Below are 16731 nucleotides of genomic sequence, written 5' to 3' on the forward strand. Positions count from 1 at the left end.
GTGTGTCCGGCGCAGGGGATTCAACCCGCCGCGAGGGATGGGATTGCCTCAGGCCGCCTCGGCCCGCTCCTCGATGGTGGAGAGGATGCTCGCGATGTTCGAAGCAGGCGCGCCAATGGCACCCGCGATGTTGCTGGCCGGGGCGCCGATGCAGCCCACGATGGAAGCGATGAGCTCCTCGCGGCTGGGCATCTTGGCGACCGACTGCACACCGGCAGGGTCCAGTGCCGTGTCGCCCATCGCGCCGCCCAGGATCACCAGCTTCTGGTTGTCCTTGGCATACGCGTCGATGACCTTGGCCGCAGCCACGGGGTCCTCGGAGTAGGCGAGCACGGTCATGCCCGTGAGGTAGTCGGAAATGCTGCTGACAGCCTTCCCCTCCAGGGCGATCTTGGCGAGCTTGTTCTTGGCGACGCGAACGGAGCCCCCGGCTTCGCGCATGCGCGAGCGGAGGTCCTGCATCTCGGCAACCGTCATGCCCTCGTAGCGGCTCACCACCACGACGCCAGAGCCTTCGAAGATCTGGCCGAGTTCCTCGACCACTCTCTCTTTCTGAGCTCTATCCACGGTTCACTCCAAGTTTGGAGGGACGACCCCTCCGGCTCTCGTCGACCGGACGTGTCCGGCCATCGGTCCTAACGGGGCATCGGCAACCCTCGCCCCCGGAGCGGCGCAGGCTGATCTCTGTTCCCGTCTCGGGCAGGCGTTCCGGGCCGAAGCCCACCCCACCGTCTTGGACAGCACGCCGACCCCGGCCTCGAGAGGCCCGAATCGACAGGGGTTCCCTAGTCCGGCGACCGCGGAAAGGAAAGACCCCCGGCGAGCCCACGCCCCCACGATCGCGCGAGCCGCTCCGCGTGGCCGAGCATGAGGCTGCCGAGAAGCATCTCGCCCCCTTCCTCGATCAGCACCGCCGCGCCGCGCAGCACGTGCCCCGGGGCGGCCGCGGCCACCGCGTCCAGCCCCACCCCCACCGCCGCGAGCGCGCCGAGGAGGAGCGCGAGGCCCCGCATCCACTCCGCCATGCCGCGCACGCGGCCGAGGAAGCCGAGGCCGAGGAGCAGGAGCGCGCCCGCGCCGATGACGGCGACGCCCGGCCCCGTGTCCGCGAGGCCCGTCGCGTCGCCCAGCAGGAGCAGCAGCGCAGCGCCGGCGCCGGCCCAAGCCGCGATGCCCGCGCCGCGCGCGGCGGCGCGGACGCAGAACCATGCTGCACCGCCCCACTTGAGGAGGAGGAGCCAACTCGCCAGCGCGTGCGGCGAGCCCACGTCCCAGAGGTCCGGCACGCCCCCGCCCGCGACGAGGGCAGAGAGGCCGAGCGCGGCCGACAGCGCGATCAGCGTCCCGTCGGACGCGAGCGCGGCGCGTGCGACGGGCATGCGCGCGATCGCGGCCAGGCCCCCGGAACGCGACGGGGGCGGCGCGCCCATGCGCACCGCCCCCGCCTTCATGCCGTCGGGACGCGTCAGGCGTCCGCCGCCTCGTTGCCGGTGGCGGAGTCGATCGAGACCGACACGCCCGGCCCCATGGTGGAGCTGAGCGAGACCTTCTGCAGGTAGGAGCCCTTGGCCCCCGCCGGCTTGGCCTTGGAGACGGCGTCCACGAAGGCCAGCACGTTCTCCTTGAGCTTGGCGTCGTCGAACGAGGCCTTGCCCACGCCGGCATGGATCACGCCCGCCTTCTCGACGCGGAACTGGACCTGGCCGCCCTTGGCGTCCTTCACGGCCTGCGCCACGTCCATGGTGACGGTGCCGACCTTGGGGTTCGGCATCAGGTTGCGCGGGCCTAAGACCTTGCCCAGACGGCCAACGATCGGCATCATGTCGGGCGTGGCGATGCAGCGGTCGAAGTCGATCTGCCCGCCCTGGATCCGCTCCATCAGGTCCTCGGCGCCCACGATGTCGGCGCCGGCGGCCTCGGCCTCCTCGGCCTTGGGGCCGCGCGCGAACACGGCCACGCGGACGGTCTTGCCGGTGCCGTTGGGCAGGCTGACCACGCCGCGGACCATCTGGTCGGCGTGGCGCGGGTCGACGCCGAGGTTCATGGCGACCTCGACGGTCTCGTCGAACTTCGCCGTGGCGTTCGCCTTGATCAGCGAGATCGCCTCGTCCAGGCCGAGGTTCTCCTTGCCCTCGACGGCCGCGCGCGCGGCGCGGGTGCGCTTTCCGTGCTTCGCCATCACTTCACCTCGATGCCCATGGACTGGGCCGAGCCCAGGATGATCTTCATGGCCTGGTCGACGTCGTTCGCCGACAGGTCCTTCATCTTCGCTTCCGCGATCTCGCGCACCTGCGCGACCGTGACCGAGGCCACCGTCTCGCGGCCCGGCTTCTCGGCGCCGCGGGGGCGGTTGCGCTTGCCCACGGGCTTCAGGCCGGCGGCCTTCTTCAGGTAGTACGACGCCGGCGGCGTCTTGATGTCCATCGTGAAGGACTTGTCCTGGTAGTACGAGATCACGGTGGGACAGGGCGCGCCCTGCTCCATCTCTTGCGTCTTGGCGTTGAACGCCTTGCAGAACTCCATGATGTTGATCCCGCGCTGACCCAGCGCCGGGCCCACGGGGGGCGAGGGGTTCGCCTTGCCCGCGGGGATCTGCAGCTTCATCGTGCCGACGAGCTTCTTCGCCATGCGACTCTCCTGTCTCGGCGGCGGGATCGTCCCGCCCTGCCTGTCTGCCCCCCGAGGGGGACGGTGACGGCCGTGGTTCGGCTCGCGCCTCCCACGTCCGGGTCCGGGGCCGCCGCGGCGGCGGCCCGGAGGATCACGAGGCCTTGGAGACCTGCGTGAACTTCAGCTCGACCGGGGTGGCCCGGCCGAAGATGGAAACGCTCACCTTGAGCGACTGCGCCTCGTCGTCGACTTCCTCGACCTGCCCCGAGAAGCCCTCGAAGGGTCCGTCCACGACGTTCACGTTCTCGCCCACGTCGAAGGTGATCAGCGAGCGCGGCGCGTCCTCGCCTTCCTGCACGCGGTTGAGGATCTGGTTCACCTCGGCGTCGCGCATGGGCATCGGGCGCCCCTGCGGCCCGAGGAAGCCGGTGACGCGGTTGATGTTGGTGATGAGGTGGTAGCCCTCGTCGGACATCTCCATGCGCACGAGCACGTAGCCCGGCATGAAGCGCCGCTCCGAGGTGACCTTCTTGCCGCGGCGCACCTCGAGGACCTCCTCGGTGGGCACCAGCACCTCCTCGATTTGGTCCTGGAGCGACTGCTCCTCGATCGCGGTGCGGATCTGCTCCGCCACGCGCTTCTCGAAGTTGCTCAGCACGCTCACCGAGTACCACCGCTTCGCCATCGACCATCCTCCGCCGCGTCCGCGGCCTCGCTCGCGGCCCGCCCGGGGCCGCCGTATCCCGCCCCCCGGAACTGGCAAGGCGCGCGGCCTATCCGGCTGCGCGCCCTTCCCCGGAGGGTGCGGCCCCCATACGCCCCGCGGCGCGGGGTTTCAACCCCGCCGCCGGGCGGCCTCAGAAGCTCTGGAGCAGCGCCGTGAGACCGGTGCGGATCACGAGGTCCACGAGGAAGAAGAACGTCGCGGTGACGAGCGCGAGCAGCAGCACCATCACCGAGGTCAGCGCCACCTCGCGGCGGCCCGGCCAGGAGATCCGGGCGACTTCGGCACGGGTCTGCTGCAGGAACTGGAACGGGTTGGTCATCGCGCTATCCGCCGGGCTTGGGTCGGGAGCGGACCTATGCGCCGCGGGCGACGAGTGCAAGCGATGGCTGGCGATGCGGGGACGAGGGCCTGGCAGGGGCAGCAGGGTTCGAACCCGCGACCTGCGGATTTGGAATCCGCTGCTCTACCAACTGAGCTATACCCCTGCAGGCGAGGCCCCGCTTAAGCGGTCGCCGTGGAGCGCGCAAGGCCTTCCGCGCGCACCGCATCCACCTCCAAGGCGAGGCGCCGCAGCCCTTCCGCGAGGTGCGCCTCGGGCAGCGCTGAGGAGAAGCGGAAATGCCCCTCGGCGCCGAACAGCGCGCCCGGGATCATCAGGAGATCCTGCCGCTCGAGCAGCCGCGCGGCCAGCGCCTCGGAGCCGATGGGGAGGTCGAAGCCGATGAAGCTCATGGCCGAGGCGTCGGGCGGGCGCACCCGCATGCCCATGGCATCCACCGCCTCCGCCAGCGCATCGAAGCCCTGCCGGATCAGCCGCCGCGATCGCGCGATCACCTGCGGGCGCACGTCCGCGCGCAGCGCCAGCTCCGCGAGCCGCATCGACAGGTCGGGCGCGGCGATGGCCGCATACTCGTGGCGGCGCCACGCGGCCTCGATCACGCCCTCCGGGGCCACCATCCACCCGAGGCGCAGCCCCGGCAGCCCGTAGGCCTTGGACAGCGAACCGATCGCGACCACCCGCTCCCCTTCGCCCCAGAAGCTCGGCGTCTCGCGCTCCCCCGCCCGCTCGGTGCCCGCATAGACCTCGTCGGCCACGATCCACGCGCCCTCGCGCGCCGCCGCATCCACGACGGCCCGCCGCTCGGACGGGTCCATCGCCCGCCCCGTGGGGTTGGACGGGTTCACCACGTGGATCACCCGCGCGCCGCGCGCCGCCCGGTCCAGCGCATCGCCGTCGAGCGCCCAGCCCGCCTCGGGCCGCAGGTCGACGTGGCGAACCTCGTGCCCGAGGTTCGCGGCATTGCCCGGGAACTGCGCGTAGGTCGGGCGGAAGGCGACCGTCGCGCCGCCCTCCGCCAGCAGCACCTGCGCGGCGAGGGTGTTGGCCTCGGTCGCGCCCACGGTCACGAGCACGTTCGCGGGCCCCGCGCCGGGATAGAGCGCGGCGATGCGTTCGCGCAGCGCATCGGTGCCGTTCACCTGCGGGTAATCGGCCCGCGCCGCGAGCAGCGCCCCGGCGTCCGCGTCCGCGAGCCGGAGCAGCGCCTCGTAGCGCATGGGATGGACACCCGACTCCGAGAAGTTGAAGCGCACGCCGTGCTCGTGACGGGACAGGAACCGCTCGACGGCGAAGGGCTGGAATGCGGGGGCCATTCCCCGGCCTACGAAGGTTTCAAGGCGATGCCAATCCCGTGTGCCCCACGTGCGCGCGCGCATAGATCAACGTTTACAGGAGGTTCGGGAGGCGCGGCGGAGGGCGCGGTGCAGCCACGCTCGGATCGGTGCGGATTCCTGCGTCCGGACGGGGAACCGATCATGCCTGCCGGGGTTGGTCAGTCGTGCTCTGGGGCTGCTGCTCCGGGGTGCACCGGGTACAACAATCGCGGCGACCACATCGCACCGCAGCCCATCGCACAAACCTTACGGAGCGACACATGAAACGCATCCTTCTCGCCACCACCTTCGCCGCCATGTCGACCGGTGCCGCCTTCGCGGACGCCCACATGATGAACATGTCGGAAGGCTTCAACATGCTGCAGACGGCCCTCATGGCCGACTTCGAGCGCATGGGCATTCCCACCGACACCCTCGACGACCTGACCCTCGGCCAGATCGCGGCGATCAAGCAGATCGTCGAGTCCGAGGACGAGTCGAACCAGAAGAACCGCATCGAGGCGATCATCGCCAACAACTGATCCCCGGATCGGACGATGCAGGGCCGCTCCTCCGGGGGCGGCCTTTTTCGTGCCTAGAGCCAGCGGAGCCAGCGCAAGAGCACGAGCTGCCCCAGCGCGATCGCCACCATGAGCGCGGTGAACACCCAGAACGCCGGCTCCCAGTTCGCGCCGGGCATCCCCGCGAGGTTGATGCCCATGAGGCCCGTCAGCACGCCCAGCGGCAGGAAGACGGCCGAGATCACCGACAGGCGGTAGAGGTTGCGGTTCAGCCGCTCGTCACGCGCGGCTGCCAGCTCGTCCTTCAGCACCACCAGCCGGTCGTGGAGGCTGCCCACCACCTCGAGCGCCCGCTCCGCCTCCTCGAGCGCCTCGCGCAGGCCCATCGCGTCGGCCTCGCGCAGGAAGGCCGGCGGCGCGGCGTGGAGGCGCGAGAGCGCGTCGCGCTGGGGGGCCAGGAACTGGCGCAGGTCCACCACCTCGCCGCGGATGTCCGAGATGCGGGGCCCGAGCGCGGCGTCCGCTCCGGCCAGCACGGTGCGCTCCAGCGCGTCGCCCTCCTCGTCGAGCCCGTCGGCGTAGGCCGACAGCTTCGCGGTCAGGCGCCCCGCCACGAAGGCCAGCAGCGCGCCGGCGTCCTCCGGCCCCTGCCCCGCCTCGGTCTCGTCGGCCAGCTCGCGCACCGTGGCTAGCTCGCGCACCGAGAGGGTGACGACGCGCGCGGGCTCGATCCACATGCGCAGGCTCACCATGTCCTCGGGCTCGGCGCCGGGATTTGTGTTGAGCCCGCGCAGGATCAGCAGCACGCCCCCCTCGACCCGCGCGAGCCGGGGCCGCGTGGCGGCCGCCGTCAATGCCGCGCGCACCGTGGGCGGCAGGTAGTCGAGGTGCCGGGCGATCCACTCCCCCGACCGGGGGTCGTCGGCCTGCAGGTGGACCCAGGCCGGCTCCGGGTCGCGCAGGAGGCGCGCGGCCTCCTCGGCGTCGCGCAGGGGCCGGCGGGCGTGGAGGGCGTATGCGTGGCGGATGAACGGGTCCATGGGGCGCGGTTTGCCCCACTTCCGCGAGCGACGGAAGCGCGTCAGGCTGCCCTCCGTCTCCCGACGGCCGCGGGGTCGATGACGTCGTAGCCGAACCGCGCGGCGAGGTCGGCGTCCAGGTCGGTGTTGATCGCCGCCACCGTGTCCGCATCGAGGTCCTCGCGCCACTGCTCGCGCAGGTAGCGGTCGCGGTAGTCGGCGCGGCCCTTGCCAGGGTCCTTGGTTGAGTAGGTTACGCCCGCCCACCGACGGGACATGGGAAGGCCGAAGGCCTCCGCGATGCGTCCCAGCGCGCCCGCCTCGTCGGCAAGCAGGTCCTCGTAGCGGAGCACGACGGCGGGCAGGCCGGAGGCGGCGAGGCGCTCGTAGCTGCGCATCTTGCGGTTCCAGATCTCCGCGGGGCGGCACGGCGCGCGGCCCGACATCTCGCGCCGAGCGGGCCGGACGGGGCGGGCGAGGAACGTGGCGAGGTCCGGCACCGGGGCGCCGAGGTGGTAGGGCCGTCGGTGGAGCGACAGGAGGAAGCTGTAGGGGTTCTTCGTCAGCACTACGAAGCCGACGCCGCCCGGAGTTGCGCGCGCGAGCCGCTCCACCGGCACTTCGGCGTGCTTCCACCCAAGCGTTCGGGGAAAGGCGCGCGCGAAGTAGAGGTCGGACGTCGCCTCGTCCACGGCCCGCCCCAGCGGCGCCAGTCCCATGCGCCCGAGGCGGTGGACGAGCGCGCGCCGCGCGGGCCAAAGCGGCTGGGTGCCACGCAGCAGGAGCCGGTCGAAGTTCGCGACCAGAAGCTCGGCGAGGTAGTTCGTGCCGGTGTTGCGCTCGCCGTAGACCTTGAGGGTGTGGATCATCGCCCGTCGCTCCGTTGCTGGTCCGGGAGGAGCTAGGGCGGAACGGGGAAAGGGCCGCCCCTTTCGGGACGGCCCTTCGTTGTGCCTAGCGGCGACCGGGTGGCTCTCGGGAGGGTGCTGGCGCACCCCCCTGCCGCCCCGGGCAGACTTCGCTTCGCGAAGTCGCCCTATTCCACGATCTTCGACACCACGCCGGCGCCGACGGTGCGGCCGCCCTCGCGGATGGCGAAGCGCAGGCCCTGCTCCATGGCGATCGGCGCGATCAGCTCGACGTTGAACTTCAGGTTGTCGCCCGGCATCACCATCTCGGTGCCCGAGGGAAGCTCCACCGTGCCCGTCACGTCCGTGGTGCGGAAGTAGAACTGCGGACGGTAGTTCGCGAAGAACGGCGTGTGGCGGCCGCCCTCCTCCTTCGTCAGGATGTAGGCCTCGGCCTCGAACTTCGTGTGCGGCTTCACCGAGCCGGGCTTGCACAGGACCTGCCCGCGCTCCACGCCCTCGCGGTCGATGCCGCGCAGCAGCGCCCCGATGTTGTCGCCCGCCTCGCCGCGGTCGAGCAGCTTGCGGAACATCTCCACGCCCGTGCAGGTCGTGGTCTTGGTGTCGCGGATGCCCACGATCTCGATGCTATCGCCCACGTTGATCACGCCGCGCTCGACGCGCCCCGTCACCACCGTGCCGCGGCCCGAGATCGAGAACACGTCCTCGATCGGCATCAGGAACGGCTGGTCCACGGCGCGCTCGGGCGTCGGGATCCACTCGTCCACGGCCTCCATCAGCGCGCGGATCGAGTTCTCGCCGATCGCCTCGTCGCGGCCCTCCATCGCGGCCAGGGCCGAGCCCTTCACGATCGGAATGTCGTCGCCGGGGTAGTCGTAGGACGACAGCAGCTCGCGGATCTCCATCTCGACGAGCTCGAGCAGCTCCTCGTCGTCGACCTGGTCCACCTTGTTCATGTAGACGACCATGGTCGGGATGCCGACCTGGCGCCCCAGCAGGATGTGCTCGCGCGTCTGCGGCATCGGGCCGTCGGCCGCGTTCACCACCAGGATCGCGCCGTCCATCTGCGCGGCGCCCGTGATCATGTTCTTCACGTAGTCGGCGTGGCCGGGGCAGTCGACGTGCGCGTAGTGGCGCTTGTCGGTCTCGTACTCCACGTGCGCGGTCGAGATCGTGATGCCGCGCGCCTTCTCCTCGGGCGCGCCGTCGATCTGATCGTAGGCCCGGAAGTCGCCGAAGTACTTCGTGATCGCCGCCGTCAGCGTCGTCTTGCCGTGGTCCACGTGGCCGATCGTGCCAATGTTCACGTGCGGTTTGGTCCGTTCGAACTTCGCCTTCGCCATGGGAAGCCTCCTTCAGTGTGCTTGGGCGCGGACGCGCCCGGAATCGGGGTGGGTCGTGGCGGGGCCGCGAGGGCCCCGCCGCCGGGGGATCAGGCGTACTTCGCCTGGATCTCCTCGGAGATGTTCTGCGGCACCGGGTCGTAGTGGTCGAACTGCATCGTGAACTGCGCGCGGCCCGAGGACATCGAGCGCAGCGTGTTGATGTAGCCGAACATGTTGGCCAGCGGCACCATCGCGTCGATGGCGATGGCGTTGCCGCGGCCCGACTGGCCGGTCACCTGCCCGCGCCGCGAGGTGAGGTCGCCGATGATGCCGCCCGTGTAGTCCTCGGGGGTCACCACCTCGACCTTCATGATCGGCTCGAGCAGCTTGGCGCCCGCCTTGCGCATGCCTTCGCGCATGCACATCCGGCTAGCGATCTCAAAGGCCAGCACCGACGAGTCCACGTCGTGGAACTTGCCGTCGAGCAGCTGGACCTTGAAGTCGATCACCGGGAAGCCGGCCAGCGGACCGGAGTCCATGACCGAGCGGATGCCCTTCTCGACGCCGGGCACGTACTCCTTGGGCACCGAGCCGCCGACGATCTTGGACTCGAACGAGTAGCCCTCGCCCGGCTCGGTCGGCGAGATCAGCAGCTTGACCTCGGCGAACTGGCCCGAGCCACCCGACTGCTTCTTGTGCGTGTAGGTGTGCTCGACCTCGTGGCCGATGGTCTCGCGGTAGGCCACCTGCGGCGCGCCGATGTTGGCCTCGACCTTGAACTCGCGCTTGAGGCGATCGACCAGGATGTCGAGGTGGAGCTCGCCCATCCCCTTCATGATGGTCTGGCCCGACTCGAGATCGGTCTCCACGCGGAACGAGGGATCCTCGGCCGCGAGGCGCTGGAGGCCCTGGCTCATCTTCTCCTGGTCGGCCTTGGTCTTGGGCTCGACCGCGATCTCGATGACCGGATCGGGGAAGGTCATGGTCTCGAGGACGACCGGATCGTTCTTGGCGCACAGGGTGTCGCCGGTGGTGGTGTCCTTGAGGCCGGCCAGCGCGATGATGTCGCCCGCGAAGGCCTCGGTGATCTCCTCACGGTTGTTCGAGTGCATCATCATCATGCGCCCGATCCGCTCCTGCTTGCCCTTCGTGGAGTTGAGCACGCTGTCGCCCTTGGCGAGCTTGCCCGAGTAGATCCGGGTGAAGGTCAGCGAGCCGACGAACGGGTCGTTCATGATCTTGAACGCGAGCCCCGCGAACGGCATGTCGTCGTCCGCGCGGCGCGGGACGTTGCGCTCCTCGTTCTCGTCGTCGGGGCGGAAGCCCATGTAGTCGACCACGTCCAGCGGGCTGGGCAGGAAGTCGATCACGGCGTTCAGGAGGGGCTGCACGCCCTTGTTCTTGAACGCCGAGCCGCCGAGCACGGGCACGAAGGACAGCGAGAGCGTGCCCTTGCGGATCAGCTTGCGCAGCGTCTCCTCGTCGGGCTCGTTGCCCTCGAGGTACTCCATCATGGCGTCGTCGTCCATCTCGACGGCGGCCTCGATCATCTTGCCGCGCCACTCGTCGGCGAGGTCCTTGAGCTCGTCGCGGATCGGGCCCTTCTCCCAGGACGCGCCCAGGTCCTCGCCCTTCCAGACCCACTCCTGCATGGTGATGAGGTCGATCTGGCCTTCCAGCTCGTTCTCGGCGCCGATCGGCAGGGCCACGGGCACGGCGCGGGCGCCGGTGCGGTCCTCGATCATGCGCACACAGTTGAAGTAGTCGGCACCGATCTTGTCCATCTTGTTGACGAACACGATGCGCGGGACCTTGTAGCGGTCGGCCTGGCGCCAGACGGTCTCGGTCTGGGGCTCCACGCCGGCGTTGGCATCCAGCACGGCCACGGCGCCGTCGAGCACGGCGAGGGAGCGCTCCACCTCGATGGTGAAGTCAACGTGGCCCGGCGTGTCGATGATGTTCATCCGGTACTTCGTGTCGGAGGTCGCCTCCTTGGTGGGCTCCTCCTGGCGCTGCCAGAACGTGGTGGTCGCGGCGGACGTGATGGTGATGCCGCGCTCCTGCTCCTGCTCCATCCAGTCCATGGTCGCGGCGCCGTCGTGCACCTCGCCGATGTTGTGGGACTTGCCGGTGTAGAACAGGATCCGCTCCGAGCAGGTCGTCTTGCCGGCGTCGATGTGCGCCATGATTCCGAAGTTGCGGTAGCGGGCGAGGGGATAGTCGCGTGCCATGGGAGGTTCCTCGGGCGGAGGGGAAAACGGGTGCGGGGGCCCCGGACGGGCCCCCTGCGTCATCTCAGATGTGGGAGCGCGGGCCTACCAGCGGTAGTGGCTGAACGCCTTGTTGGCGTCGGCCATCTTGTGGGTGTCCTCGCGCTTCTTCACCGCGGAGCCGCGGGCCTGCACGGCGTCGATCAGCTCGGCCGCGAGGCGCTCCTCCATGGTGTTCTCGTTGCGCGCGCGGCTGGCGTTGATCAGCCAGCGGATGGCGAGGGCCTCGCGGCGCTCGGGGCGGACCTCGACGGGCACCTGGTAGGTGGCGCCGCCGACGCGGCGCGAGCGCACCTCGACGGAGGGCTTCACGTTGTCGAGCGCCTCGGTGAAGACCTCGATCGGCGAGCGCTTCAGCTTCGTCTCGACGCGCTCCATAGCGTTGTAGACGATGCGCTCGGCGACCGCTTTCTTGCCGTCGATCATCAGGTTGTTCATGAACTTCGTCAGAACCTTGTCGCCATACTTGGCGTCGGGCAGCACTTCGCGCTTCTCTGCGGCGTGGCGGCGGGACATCGGCGTATCCTCTTAGAAATCTCTGTCAATGCGTCATCCCCGGGTTCGACCCGGGGAGCTGTCGGCAGGAGATCCCCGCCTTCGCGGGGATGACCTGAACCGACGGTTCAGGTCACTTCGGCTTCTTGGCGCCGTACTTGGAGCGGCGCTGGCGGCGGTCCTTGACGCCCTGCGTGTCGAGCACGCCGCGCAGGATGTGGTAGCGGACGCCGGGAAGGTCCTTCACGCGGCCGCCGCGGATCAGGACCACGGAGTGCTCCTGGAGGTTGTGCGACTCGCCGGGGATGTAGCTGATGACCTCGAAGCCGTTGGTCAGGCGCACCTTGGCGACCTTCCGCATGGCCGAGTTCGGCTTCTTGGGCGTGGTGGTGTAGACGCGCGTGCAGACGCCGCGCTTCTGCGGGCAGCCCTGCAGGTGCAGCGACTTCGAGGTCTTGCGCTTGGGCTGCCGCGGCTTGCGGATCAGCTGCTGGATCGTCGGCATGGCTGTCTCTCTCGTGCTTCGTGTCCTTGCATCGGCACGCATCGGGAGCACCCAAACGCCTTTGGCCGCATGCGCCCGGATTCCGACCTGGGCGCGTGCGGTGCGTGCAGAGGTGGCGGGAAGCAGTATCCCGGCACGTGCCCGGCAGGCTATGGCTGCCCCCGACCGGACGCGGAGCCCGGGCCGAGGTGGGCGCCACATACGGGGGGCGCGGGGCGGTGTCAACGCGGGGAGACGCACTCATCCGCAGGTTGCAAATCGAGGGGGGCGCCCCCCGTGCACCCCCCGTACACCCCCCGTGCACACGCAGAGGCGCCCTACCCCGCGAAGTCCGTCACCACCGCCACGCCCGGCGGCGTCGGCCCGTCGAAGGCGGCCAGCTCCGCCGAGACGTCCGAGAGCGCCACCTCGCGCGCGACCAGCGGGGCGAGGTCGACCGCGCCGCTCTCGACCATCGCGAAGAGGGAGGGGTAGCGCCAGGCGGGCATGCCTCGGGTGCCGTAGAGCGCGAGGTTGCCGGCGTAGACTGCGCTCATGTCCACCTCCATGCGGGCGTGGTGGCCTACGGGCATGCCCACCTGCACGTGGCGCCCGAGGGGGCGCAGGCAGTGGAGCGAGGCGTTCACGGTGACGGGGATGCCCAGCGCCTCGACGCTGACATGGGCGCCGCCGCCCGTGAGGTCGCGGATCGCCTCGGCGGTGCGCTCATCGGCCATCACGGCGGCGTCGATGCCCAGGGCGAGGGCGTGGTCGAGCTTCTCCCGCACCACGTCCACGACCACGACGCGCGCGCCGAGCGCCTTGCCGAGGAGCGCGGCCGAGAGGCCGATGCCGCCCGTGCCGTGCACGGCCAGCCACTCGCCCCCCGCCAGCGCGGCCCGGCCCGTCAGCGCATGCCAGGCGGTGGTGACGCGGCAGCCCATGGCGGCGGCGAGCGTGGTCGACAGGCCCTCGGGGAGCCGCGAGAGGTTGGCGTCACGCGGCACGGCGATGTGGTCCGCGAAGGCGCCCGGCTCGGTGAAGCCCGGCAGGCGCTGATCGAGGCAGGTGTTCGAGGCCCCGGCCCGGCATTGCGGGCATTCGCCGCAGGCGAGGATGAAGGGGGCGACCAGCACCTCGCCGACGCGGTGGCGGGCGTCGGGGCCGGCCTCGACCACCTCGCCGCAGTATTCGTGGCCGCCGATCTGGCCGAGCCGCACGCGGGGGTTCTCGCCCACCCAGCCGTGCCAGTCGGAGCGGCAGACGCCGCAGGCGATGGTTCGCAGCACCACGCCGTCGGGCGGACACGCCGGATCGGGCACGTCCTCCATGCTCAGGGGCTGGCGGAACTCTCTCAGGACGGCTGCGCGCATGGTGATCCTCCCGGAGGGCACACAAGCGCGGGCGCGCGGGAAAGGGAAGTGCCCGCCGGCGCGCTCAGGGGCCGAGCCAGCGGAAGGCGCGGTCGATCAGCGCCGCGCCGTCCATGGGCACGGGCGTGCCGTGGGCCATCGCCACCCGCTCCACCGGCCATGCGCGCACCGTGTCCAGCCCGGCGCGCATGGCGGCGCGGTCGCGGGTGGCGACGCGGAACTTGCGCGGCACGGTGGGCTCGGGCGCGCACATGAGGTCGAGGCGGGCGACGAGGCCGCGCCACCCGCTGTGCCAGCCGCGCGGGAACTGCTGGAGGAGGTCGGTGAAGAGCGCGGTGCCGGAGGGCGGGTGGAAGCCGACCACTTCCGTGGTGATGGCGTTGCCCCGCAGGACGGCGTGGGCGAGGCCGGCGGGCATGGTCGTCCCGTCGTCGATCTCCTCGGCGGGGGCGAGGTCGGGGCGCTTGCGGGCAAGGCCGGGCGCGAGGAGGAGCCGGGCGCCCGGGGCCAGCGTGGTCCAGTCGGCGACGAAGAGGTGGTGGAGATGGTTGGGCGCTACGATCGCGCGGACGGGGCCGAGGGCCGCCACCGCCTCCACGAGCGCGGGCGTGGCGGCGACGGGCGACCAGAGGGCCACGCCGTCCTCGCCCTCGATCACGGCCATGCGGGTGGGGTAGCGGAAGCCGAGCACGTCGACCGCGCCGCCCCCGCCCAACCAGAGGCCCGGCCCGAAGGGACGCAGCGCAGCCCCTGCCCTCACATCTCGATCCGGTAGCTCTCGATCACGGTGTTGGCGAGCAGGCGCTCGCACATGGCCTTCACGTCCGCCTCGGTGGCGCCGTCGGCGAGGTCGAGCTCGATCACCTTGCCCTGGCGCACGCCGCGCACGCCCTCGAAGCCGAGCGCGCCCAGCGCGTGGCGCACGGCCTCGCCCTGGGGGTCGAGCACGCCGTTCTTCAGCATCACCGTCACATGCGCCTTCATGGTGCGGGCCTTCAGTTGATCAGCGTGGGCCGCGTCACCGGCCCGGAGTTGTGGGGGATCACGCCGAGGCGGCGGGCCACCTCGGTGTAGGCGTCGGACAGCGAGCCGAGGTCCTGGCGGAACACGTCCTTGTCGAGCTTCTTGCCGGTCTCGATGTCCCACAGGCGGCACGAGTCGGGGGAGATCTCGTCGGCCACGATCAGGCGCTGGAAGTCGCCCTCCCAGACGCGGCCGATCTCGATCTTGAAGTCCACGAGCTTGATGCCGACGGCGAGCATGCAGCCCGACACGAAGTCATTCACGCGCAGGGCAAGCGCGACCATGTCGTCGAGGTCCTGCTGCGAGGCCCAGCCGAAGGCGATGATGTGCTCCTCGCCCACCAGCGGGTCGCCCAGCTTGTCGTCCTTGAAGTAGAACTCGATGATCGGGCGCGGGAGGGGCTCGCCCTCCTTGATACCGAGGCGCTTCGACAGGGAGCCGGCGGCGACGTTGCGCACCACCACCTCGAGCGGGATCATCTCGGCGGAGCGAATGAGCTGCTCGCGCATGTTGAGGCGCTTCATGAAGTGCGTGGGCACGCCAACGGCGTTCAGCCCGGCCATGAAGAACTCGCTCAGGCGGTTGTTCAGAACGCCCTTGCCCTCGATCACGTCGCGCTTCTCGGCGTTGTTGGCGGTGGCGTCGTCCTTGAAGTACTGCACCAGCGTCCCCGGCTCGGGGCCGTCGTAGAGGATCTTGGCCTTGCCTTCGTAGATCTTCTTGCGACGTGCCATGATGCCTATCCCGGTGGGGTCCAATCGGGCCCACATATGCGGGAGGGGCCTTGCCCGCAAGCGAGCCGGTCCCATACGTAAGGTGCGACAGCCAACAGGAGGGCGAGATGACCGACATGAAGGACCGCGAACGGGGCTTCGAGAACAAGTACGCCCACGACGCCGAGCTGCAGTTCAAGGTCGAGGCGCGGCGCAACCGCATGCTGGGCGAGTGGGCCGCCGACCTGATGGGCAAGTCGGGCGACGAGCGCGCCGCCTACGCGCGCGACGTGGTGAAGGCCGACTTCGCCGAGGCCGGCGACGAGGACGTGTACCGCAAGGTCAAGGACGACCTGGGCGACCGGGTCTCGGAGCGCGAGCTGCGCGACAAGATGGCGAGCCTGCGCGAGGTCGCCAAGGAGCAGATCCAGAACGAGTTCTGATCTGCGCGGGGGCGTGCCGGCCATGAGCGCGCCTCATGACGATGATGCGCGCGGCGCGATTGGCCCCCGCGGCCGGCGGGTGTAGGGACGGCGCCCTACCCCCGCCCCCCGGAGTGCCCATGACCGACGCCCTTTCCCGCCTCCTCGAGGCCCGCGACTGGCTGCTCGCGGACGGTGCCACGGGCACCAACCTGTTCAACGCCGGCCTCGAATCGGGCGACGCGCCCGAGCTGTGGAACGAGACCAACGTCGCGGCGATCCGCACGCTCTACCGCGGCCCCGTCGAGGCCGGCTCGGACATCTTCCTCACCAACACCTTCGGCGCCAACCGCGCGCGGCTGAAGCTGCACGACGCGGGCCACCGCGCGGGCGAGCTGGCGCGGCTGGGCGCGGAGATCGGACGCGAGGTGGCCGATGCGGCCGGGCGCACCGTCGTGGTGGCCGGATCGATGGGGCCGACGGGCGAGATCATGGCGCCCATGGGCCCCCTCACCCACGAGACCGCCGTGGAGATCTTCCACGAGCAGGCCGAGGGGCTGAAGGCGGGCGGCGCCGACGTGCTGTGGGTCGAGACCATCTCCGCGCCCGAGGAGCTGCGGGCCGCGGCCGAGGCGGCCGCACTGGCGGACATGCCCTGGTGCGTGACCATGAGCTTCGACACCGCGGGGCGGACCATGATGGGGACCACGGCGCCGGAGATGGCGCGGATCGTGGGCAAGCTCGCGCACGCGCCGGTGGCGTTCGGGGCGAACTGCGGCGTGGGGGCGTCGGACCTCGTGCGCACGGTGCTGGCGATGCCGCAAGGTACCCGACCGCTGATCGCGAAGGGCAACGCGGGCATCCCGAAGTACCACGAGGGGCACATTCGCTACGACGGGACGCCCGCGCTGATGGCCGAGTACGCGGTGCTCGCGCGCGACGCGGGCGCCACGATCATCGGCGGCTGCTGCGGCACCACGCCGCCGCACCTCGCCGCCATGCGCGAGGCGCTGGAGACGCGGCCCCGCGGCGCGGCGCCGACGCTGGAGACGGTGAAGGAAACGCTGGGCGGGTTCTCGTCGGAGAGCGACGGGACGGGCGCGCCCGGGCCGGAGCGGGTGCGGCGGGGACGGCGGCGCGGGGCGTAGGGGGCTGCGCGCGCCGGCCTTGCGCCGGGGGCTCCGCGCTCCGTCAGCGCTTCGCTCCGCAATGGTAGCGCAAATCGCA

The 16731-nt window shown here is 70.7% G+C and carries 20 protein-coding genes and 1 tRNA gene; 3 read left to right on the forward strand and 18 right to left on the reverse strand.

The window, feature by feature from the left end; genetic code table 11:
* Window positions 1-48 precede the first annotated feature (48 nt).
* From rplJ to K3554_RS13105, 8 genes are all read right to left on the reverse strand, one after another.
* Window positions 49-567: a 50S ribosomal protein L10 gene (gene rplJ, locus K3554_RS13070; protein ID WP_259940946.1), complete on the reverse strand. Its 519-nt coding sequence runs from the start codon at window positions 565-567 to the stop codon at window positions 49-51.
* Between the two features lie 218 nt (window positions 568-785).
* Window positions 786-1379 (reverse strand): hypothetical protein, encoded by a 594-nt coding sequence (locus K3554_RS13075; RefSeq protein ID WP_259940948.1) that lies wholly within the window; start codon window positions 1377-1379, stop codon window positions 786-788.
* A gap of 86 nt (window positions 1380-1465) precedes the next feature.
* Window positions 1466-2179 (reverse strand): 50S ribosomal protein L1, encoded by a 714-nt coding sequence (gene rplA / locus K3554_RS13080; protein WP_259940950.1) that lies wholly within the window; start codon window positions 2177-2179, stop codon window positions 1466-1468.
* Window positions 2179-2628 (reverse strand): 50S ribosomal protein L11, encoded by a 450-nt coding sequence (gene rplK / locus K3554_RS13085; protein ID WP_259940952.1) that lies wholly within the window; start codon window positions 2626-2628, stop codon window positions 2179-2181. Before rplK ends, rplA begins: the two co-directional genes overlap by 1 nt.
* Window positions 2629-2761: 133 nt before the next feature.
* The gene (nusG, locus tag K3554_RS13090; RefSeq protein ID WP_259940955.1) at window positions 2762-3295 is read right to left on the reverse strand and encodes a transcription termination/antitermination protein NusG; all 534 of its coding nucleotides are present in this window, start codon (window positions 3293-3295) and stop codon (window positions 2762-2764) included.
* A 172-nt stretch (window positions 3296-3467) separates the two neighbouring features.
* The gene (gene secE / locus K3554_RS13095) at window positions 3468-3656 is read right to left on the reverse strand and encodes a preprotein translocase subunit SecE (RefSeq protein ID WP_259940957.1); all 189 of its coding nucleotides are present in this window, start codon (window positions 3654-3656) and stop codon (window positions 3468-3470) included.
* A gap of 90 nt (window positions 3657-3746) precedes the next feature.
* A tRNA-Trp gene (locus K3554_RS13100) sits at window positions 3747-3822 on the reverse strand.
* Window positions 3823-3838: 16 nt separating this feature from the next.
* On the reverse strand, window positions 3839-4990 hold the full coding sequence (locus tag K3554_RS13105; protein ID WP_259940960.1) for an aminotransferase class I/II-fold pyridoxal phosphate-dependent enzyme: 1152 nt from the start codon (window positions 4988-4990) through the stop codon (window positions 3839-3841).
* Between the two features lie 281 nt (window positions 4991-5271).
* On the opposite strand from K3554_RS13105, the gene K3554_RS13110 reads away from it, so the two are divergent.
* Window positions 5272-5532: a hypothetical protein gene (locus K3554_RS13110; RefSeq protein ID WP_259940963.1), complete on the forward strand. Its 261-nt coding sequence runs from the start codon at window positions 5272-5274 to the stop codon at window positions 5530-5532.
* A 53-nt stretch (window positions 5533-5585) separates the two neighbouring features.
* On the opposite strand, the gene K3554_RS13115 is transcribed toward K3554_RS13110, so the two are convergent.
* The 10 genes from K3554_RS13115 to purC form a co-directional block, all read right to left on the reverse strand.
* Window positions 5586-6551 (reverse strand): CorA family divalent cation transporter, encoded by a 966-nt coding sequence (locus K3554_RS13115; RefSeq protein ID WP_259940965.1) that lies wholly within the window; start codon window positions 6549-6551, stop codon window positions 5586-5588.
* A gap of 41 nt (window positions 6552-6592) precedes the next feature.
* Entirely contained in the window at window positions 6593-7399 is an 807-nt protein-coding gene (locus tag K3554_RS13120; protein ID WP_259940968.1) for a sulfotransferase, read from the reverse strand.
* A 167-nt stretch (window positions 7400-7566) separates the two neighbouring features.
* On the reverse strand, window positions 7567-8742 hold the full coding sequence (gene tuf / locus K3554_RS13125) for an elongation factor Tu (protein ID WP_259940969.1): 1176 nt from the start codon (window positions 8740-8742) through the stop codon (window positions 7567-7569).
* 89 nt (window positions 8743-8831) lie between these two features.
* A complete protein-coding gene (fusA, locus tag K3554_RS13130; protein WP_259940971.1) occupies window positions 8832-10955 on the reverse strand; it encodes an elongation factor G in 2124 nt (707 codons plus the stop codon).
* Window positions 10956-11039: 84 nt separating this feature from the next.
* The gene (gene rpsG, locus K3554_RS13135) at window positions 11040-11510 is read right to left on the reverse strand and encodes a 30S ribosomal protein S7 (RefSeq protein ID WP_259940973.1); all 471 of its coding nucleotides are present in this window, start codon (window positions 11508-11510) and stop codon (window positions 11040-11042) included.
* A 112-nt stretch (window positions 11511-11622) separates the two neighbouring features.
* Window positions 11623-11994: a 30S ribosomal protein S12 gene (rpsL, locus tag K3554_RS13140; RefSeq protein ID WP_259940975.1), complete on the reverse strand. Its 372-nt coding sequence runs from the start codon at window positions 11992-11994 to the stop codon at window positions 11623-11625.
* Between the two features lie 317 nt (window positions 11995-12311).
* Entirely contained in the window at window positions 12312-13346 is a 1035-nt protein-coding gene (locus K3554_RS13145) for a zinc-binding dehydrogenase (protein WP_259940976.1), read from the reverse strand.
* A 64-nt stretch (window positions 13347-13410) separates the two neighbouring features.
* Entirely contained in the window at window positions 13411-14106 is a 696-nt protein-coding gene (locus tag K3554_RS13150; RefSeq protein WP_259940980.1) for a DUF4336 domain-containing protein, read from the reverse strand.
* Window positions 14103-14330 carry a phosphoribosylformylglycinamidine synthase subunit PurS gene (gene purS, locus K3554_RS13155; RefSeq protein ID WP_259940982.1) on the reverse strand — a complete coding sequence of 76 codons (228 nt, stop codon included), beginning with the start codon at window positions 14328-14330 and terminating at the stop codon, window positions 14103-14105. Before purS ends, K3554_RS13150 begins: the two co-directional genes overlap by 4 nt.
* A gap of 11 nt (window positions 14331-14341) precedes the next feature.
* Window positions 14342-15103 carry a phosphoribosylaminoimidazolesuccinocarboxamide synthase gene (gene purC, locus K3554_RS13160; protein ID WP_259940984.1) on the reverse strand — a complete coding sequence of 254 codons (762 nt, stop codon included), beginning with the start codon at window positions 15101-15103 and terminating at the stop codon, window positions 14342-14344.
* 107 nt (window positions 15104-15210) lie between these two features.
* Between purC and K3554_RS13165 the strand changes: the two genes are divergently transcribed.
* Together K3554_RS13165 and bmt are read left to right on the forward strand one after the other, a co-directional pair.
* Window positions 15211-15525: a DUF1476 domain-containing protein gene (locus K3554_RS13165; protein ID WP_259940987.1), complete on the forward strand. Its 315-nt coding sequence runs from the start codon at window positions 15211-15213 to the stop codon at window positions 15523-15525.
* Window positions 15526-15644: 119 nt separating this feature from the next.
* On the forward strand, window positions 15645-16652 hold the full coding sequence (gene bmt, locus K3554_RS13170) for a betaine--homocysteine S-methyltransferase (RefSeq protein ID WP_259940989.1): 1008 nt from the start codon (window positions 15645-15647) through the stop codon (window positions 16650-16652).
* The last annotated feature ends 79 nt before the right edge of the window (window positions 16653-16731 follow it).

Source organism: Jannaschia sp. W003 (assembly GCF_025144335.1).
In the GTDB taxonomy this organism is placed as follows: domain Bacteria; phylum Pseudomonadota; class Alphaproteobacteria; order Rhodobacterales; family Rhodobacteraceae; genus Jannaschia.

What these genes read in the sequence shown, in the direction of transcription:
- K3554_RS13110 (WP_259940963.1), top strand. Translation starts at nt 5,272, where the DNA reads ATGAAACGCATCCTTCTCGCCACCACCTTCGCCGCCATGTCGACCGGT.
- rpsL (WP_259940975.1), bottom strand. Translation starts at nt 11,994, where the DNA reads ATGCCGACGATCCAGCAGCTGATCCGCAAGCCGCGGCAGCCCAAGCGC.
- fusA (WP_259940971.1), bottom strand. Translation starts at nt 10,955, where the DNA reads ATGGCACGCGACTATCCCCTCGCCCGCTACCGCAACTTCGGAATCATG.
- bmt (WP_259940989.1), top strand. Translation starts at nt 15,645, where the DNA reads ATGACCGACGCCCTTTCCCGCCTCCTCGAGGCCCGCGACTGGCTGCTC.
- rpsG (WP_259940973.1), bottom strand. Translation starts at nt 11,510, where the DNA reads ATGTCCCGCCGCCACGCCGCAGAGAAGCGCGAAGTGCTGCCCGACGCC.
- K3554_RS13075 (WP_259940948.1), bottom strand. Translation starts at nt 1,379, where the DNA reads ATGCCCGTCGCACGCGCCGCGCTCGCGTCCGACGGGACGCTGATCGCG.
- tuf (WP_259940969.1), bottom strand. Translation starts at nt 8,742, where the DNA reads ATGGCGAAGGCGAAGTTCGAACGGACCAAACCGCACGTGAACATTGGC.
- rplA (WP_259940950.1), bottom strand. Translation starts at nt 2,179, where the DNA reads ATGGCGAAGCACGGAAAGCGCACCCGCGCCGCGCGCGCGGCCGTCGAG.
- K3554_RS13145 (WP_259940976.1), bottom strand. Translation starts at nt 13,346, where the DNA reads ATGCGCGCAGCCGTCCTGAGAGAGTTCCGCCAGCCCCTGAGCATGGAG.
- purC (WP_259940984.1), bottom strand. Translation starts at nt 15,103, where the DNA reads ATGGCACGTCGCAAGAAGATCTACGAAGGCAAGGCCAAGATCCTCTAC.
- K3554_RS13165 (WP_259940987.1), top strand. Translation starts at nt 15,211, where the DNA reads ATGACCGACATGAAGGACCGCGAACGGGGCTTCGAGAACAAGTACGCC.
- K3554_RS13120 (WP_259940968.1), bottom strand. Translation starts at nt 7,399, where the DNA reads ATGATCCACACCCTCAAGGTCTACGGCGAGCGCAACACCGGCACGAAC.
- secE (WP_259940957.1), bottom strand. Translation starts at nt 3,656, where the DNA reads ATGACCAACCCGTTCCAGTTCCTGCAGCAGACCCGTGCCGAAGTCGCC.
- K3554_RS13115 (WP_259940965.1), bottom strand. Translation starts at nt 6,551, where the DNA reads ATGGACCCGTTCATCCGCCACGCATACGCCCTCCACGCCCGCCGGCCC.
- purS (WP_259940982.1), bottom strand. Translation starts at nt 14,330, where the DNA reads ATGAAGGCGCATGTGACGGTGATGCTGAAGAACGGCGTGCTCGACCCC.
- nusG (WP_259940955.1), bottom strand. Translation starts at nt 3,295, where the DNA reads ATGGCGAAGCGGTGGTACTCGGTGAGCGTGCTGAGCAACTTCGAGAAG.
- K3554_RS13105 (WP_259940960.1), bottom strand. Translation starts at nt 4,990, where the DNA reads ATGGCCCCCGCATTCCAGCCCTTCGCCGTCGAGCGGTTCCTGTCCCGT.
- rplK (WP_259940952.1), bottom strand. Translation starts at nt 2,628, where the DNA reads ATGGCGAAGAAGCTCGTCGGCACGATGAAGCTGCAGATCCCCGCGGGC.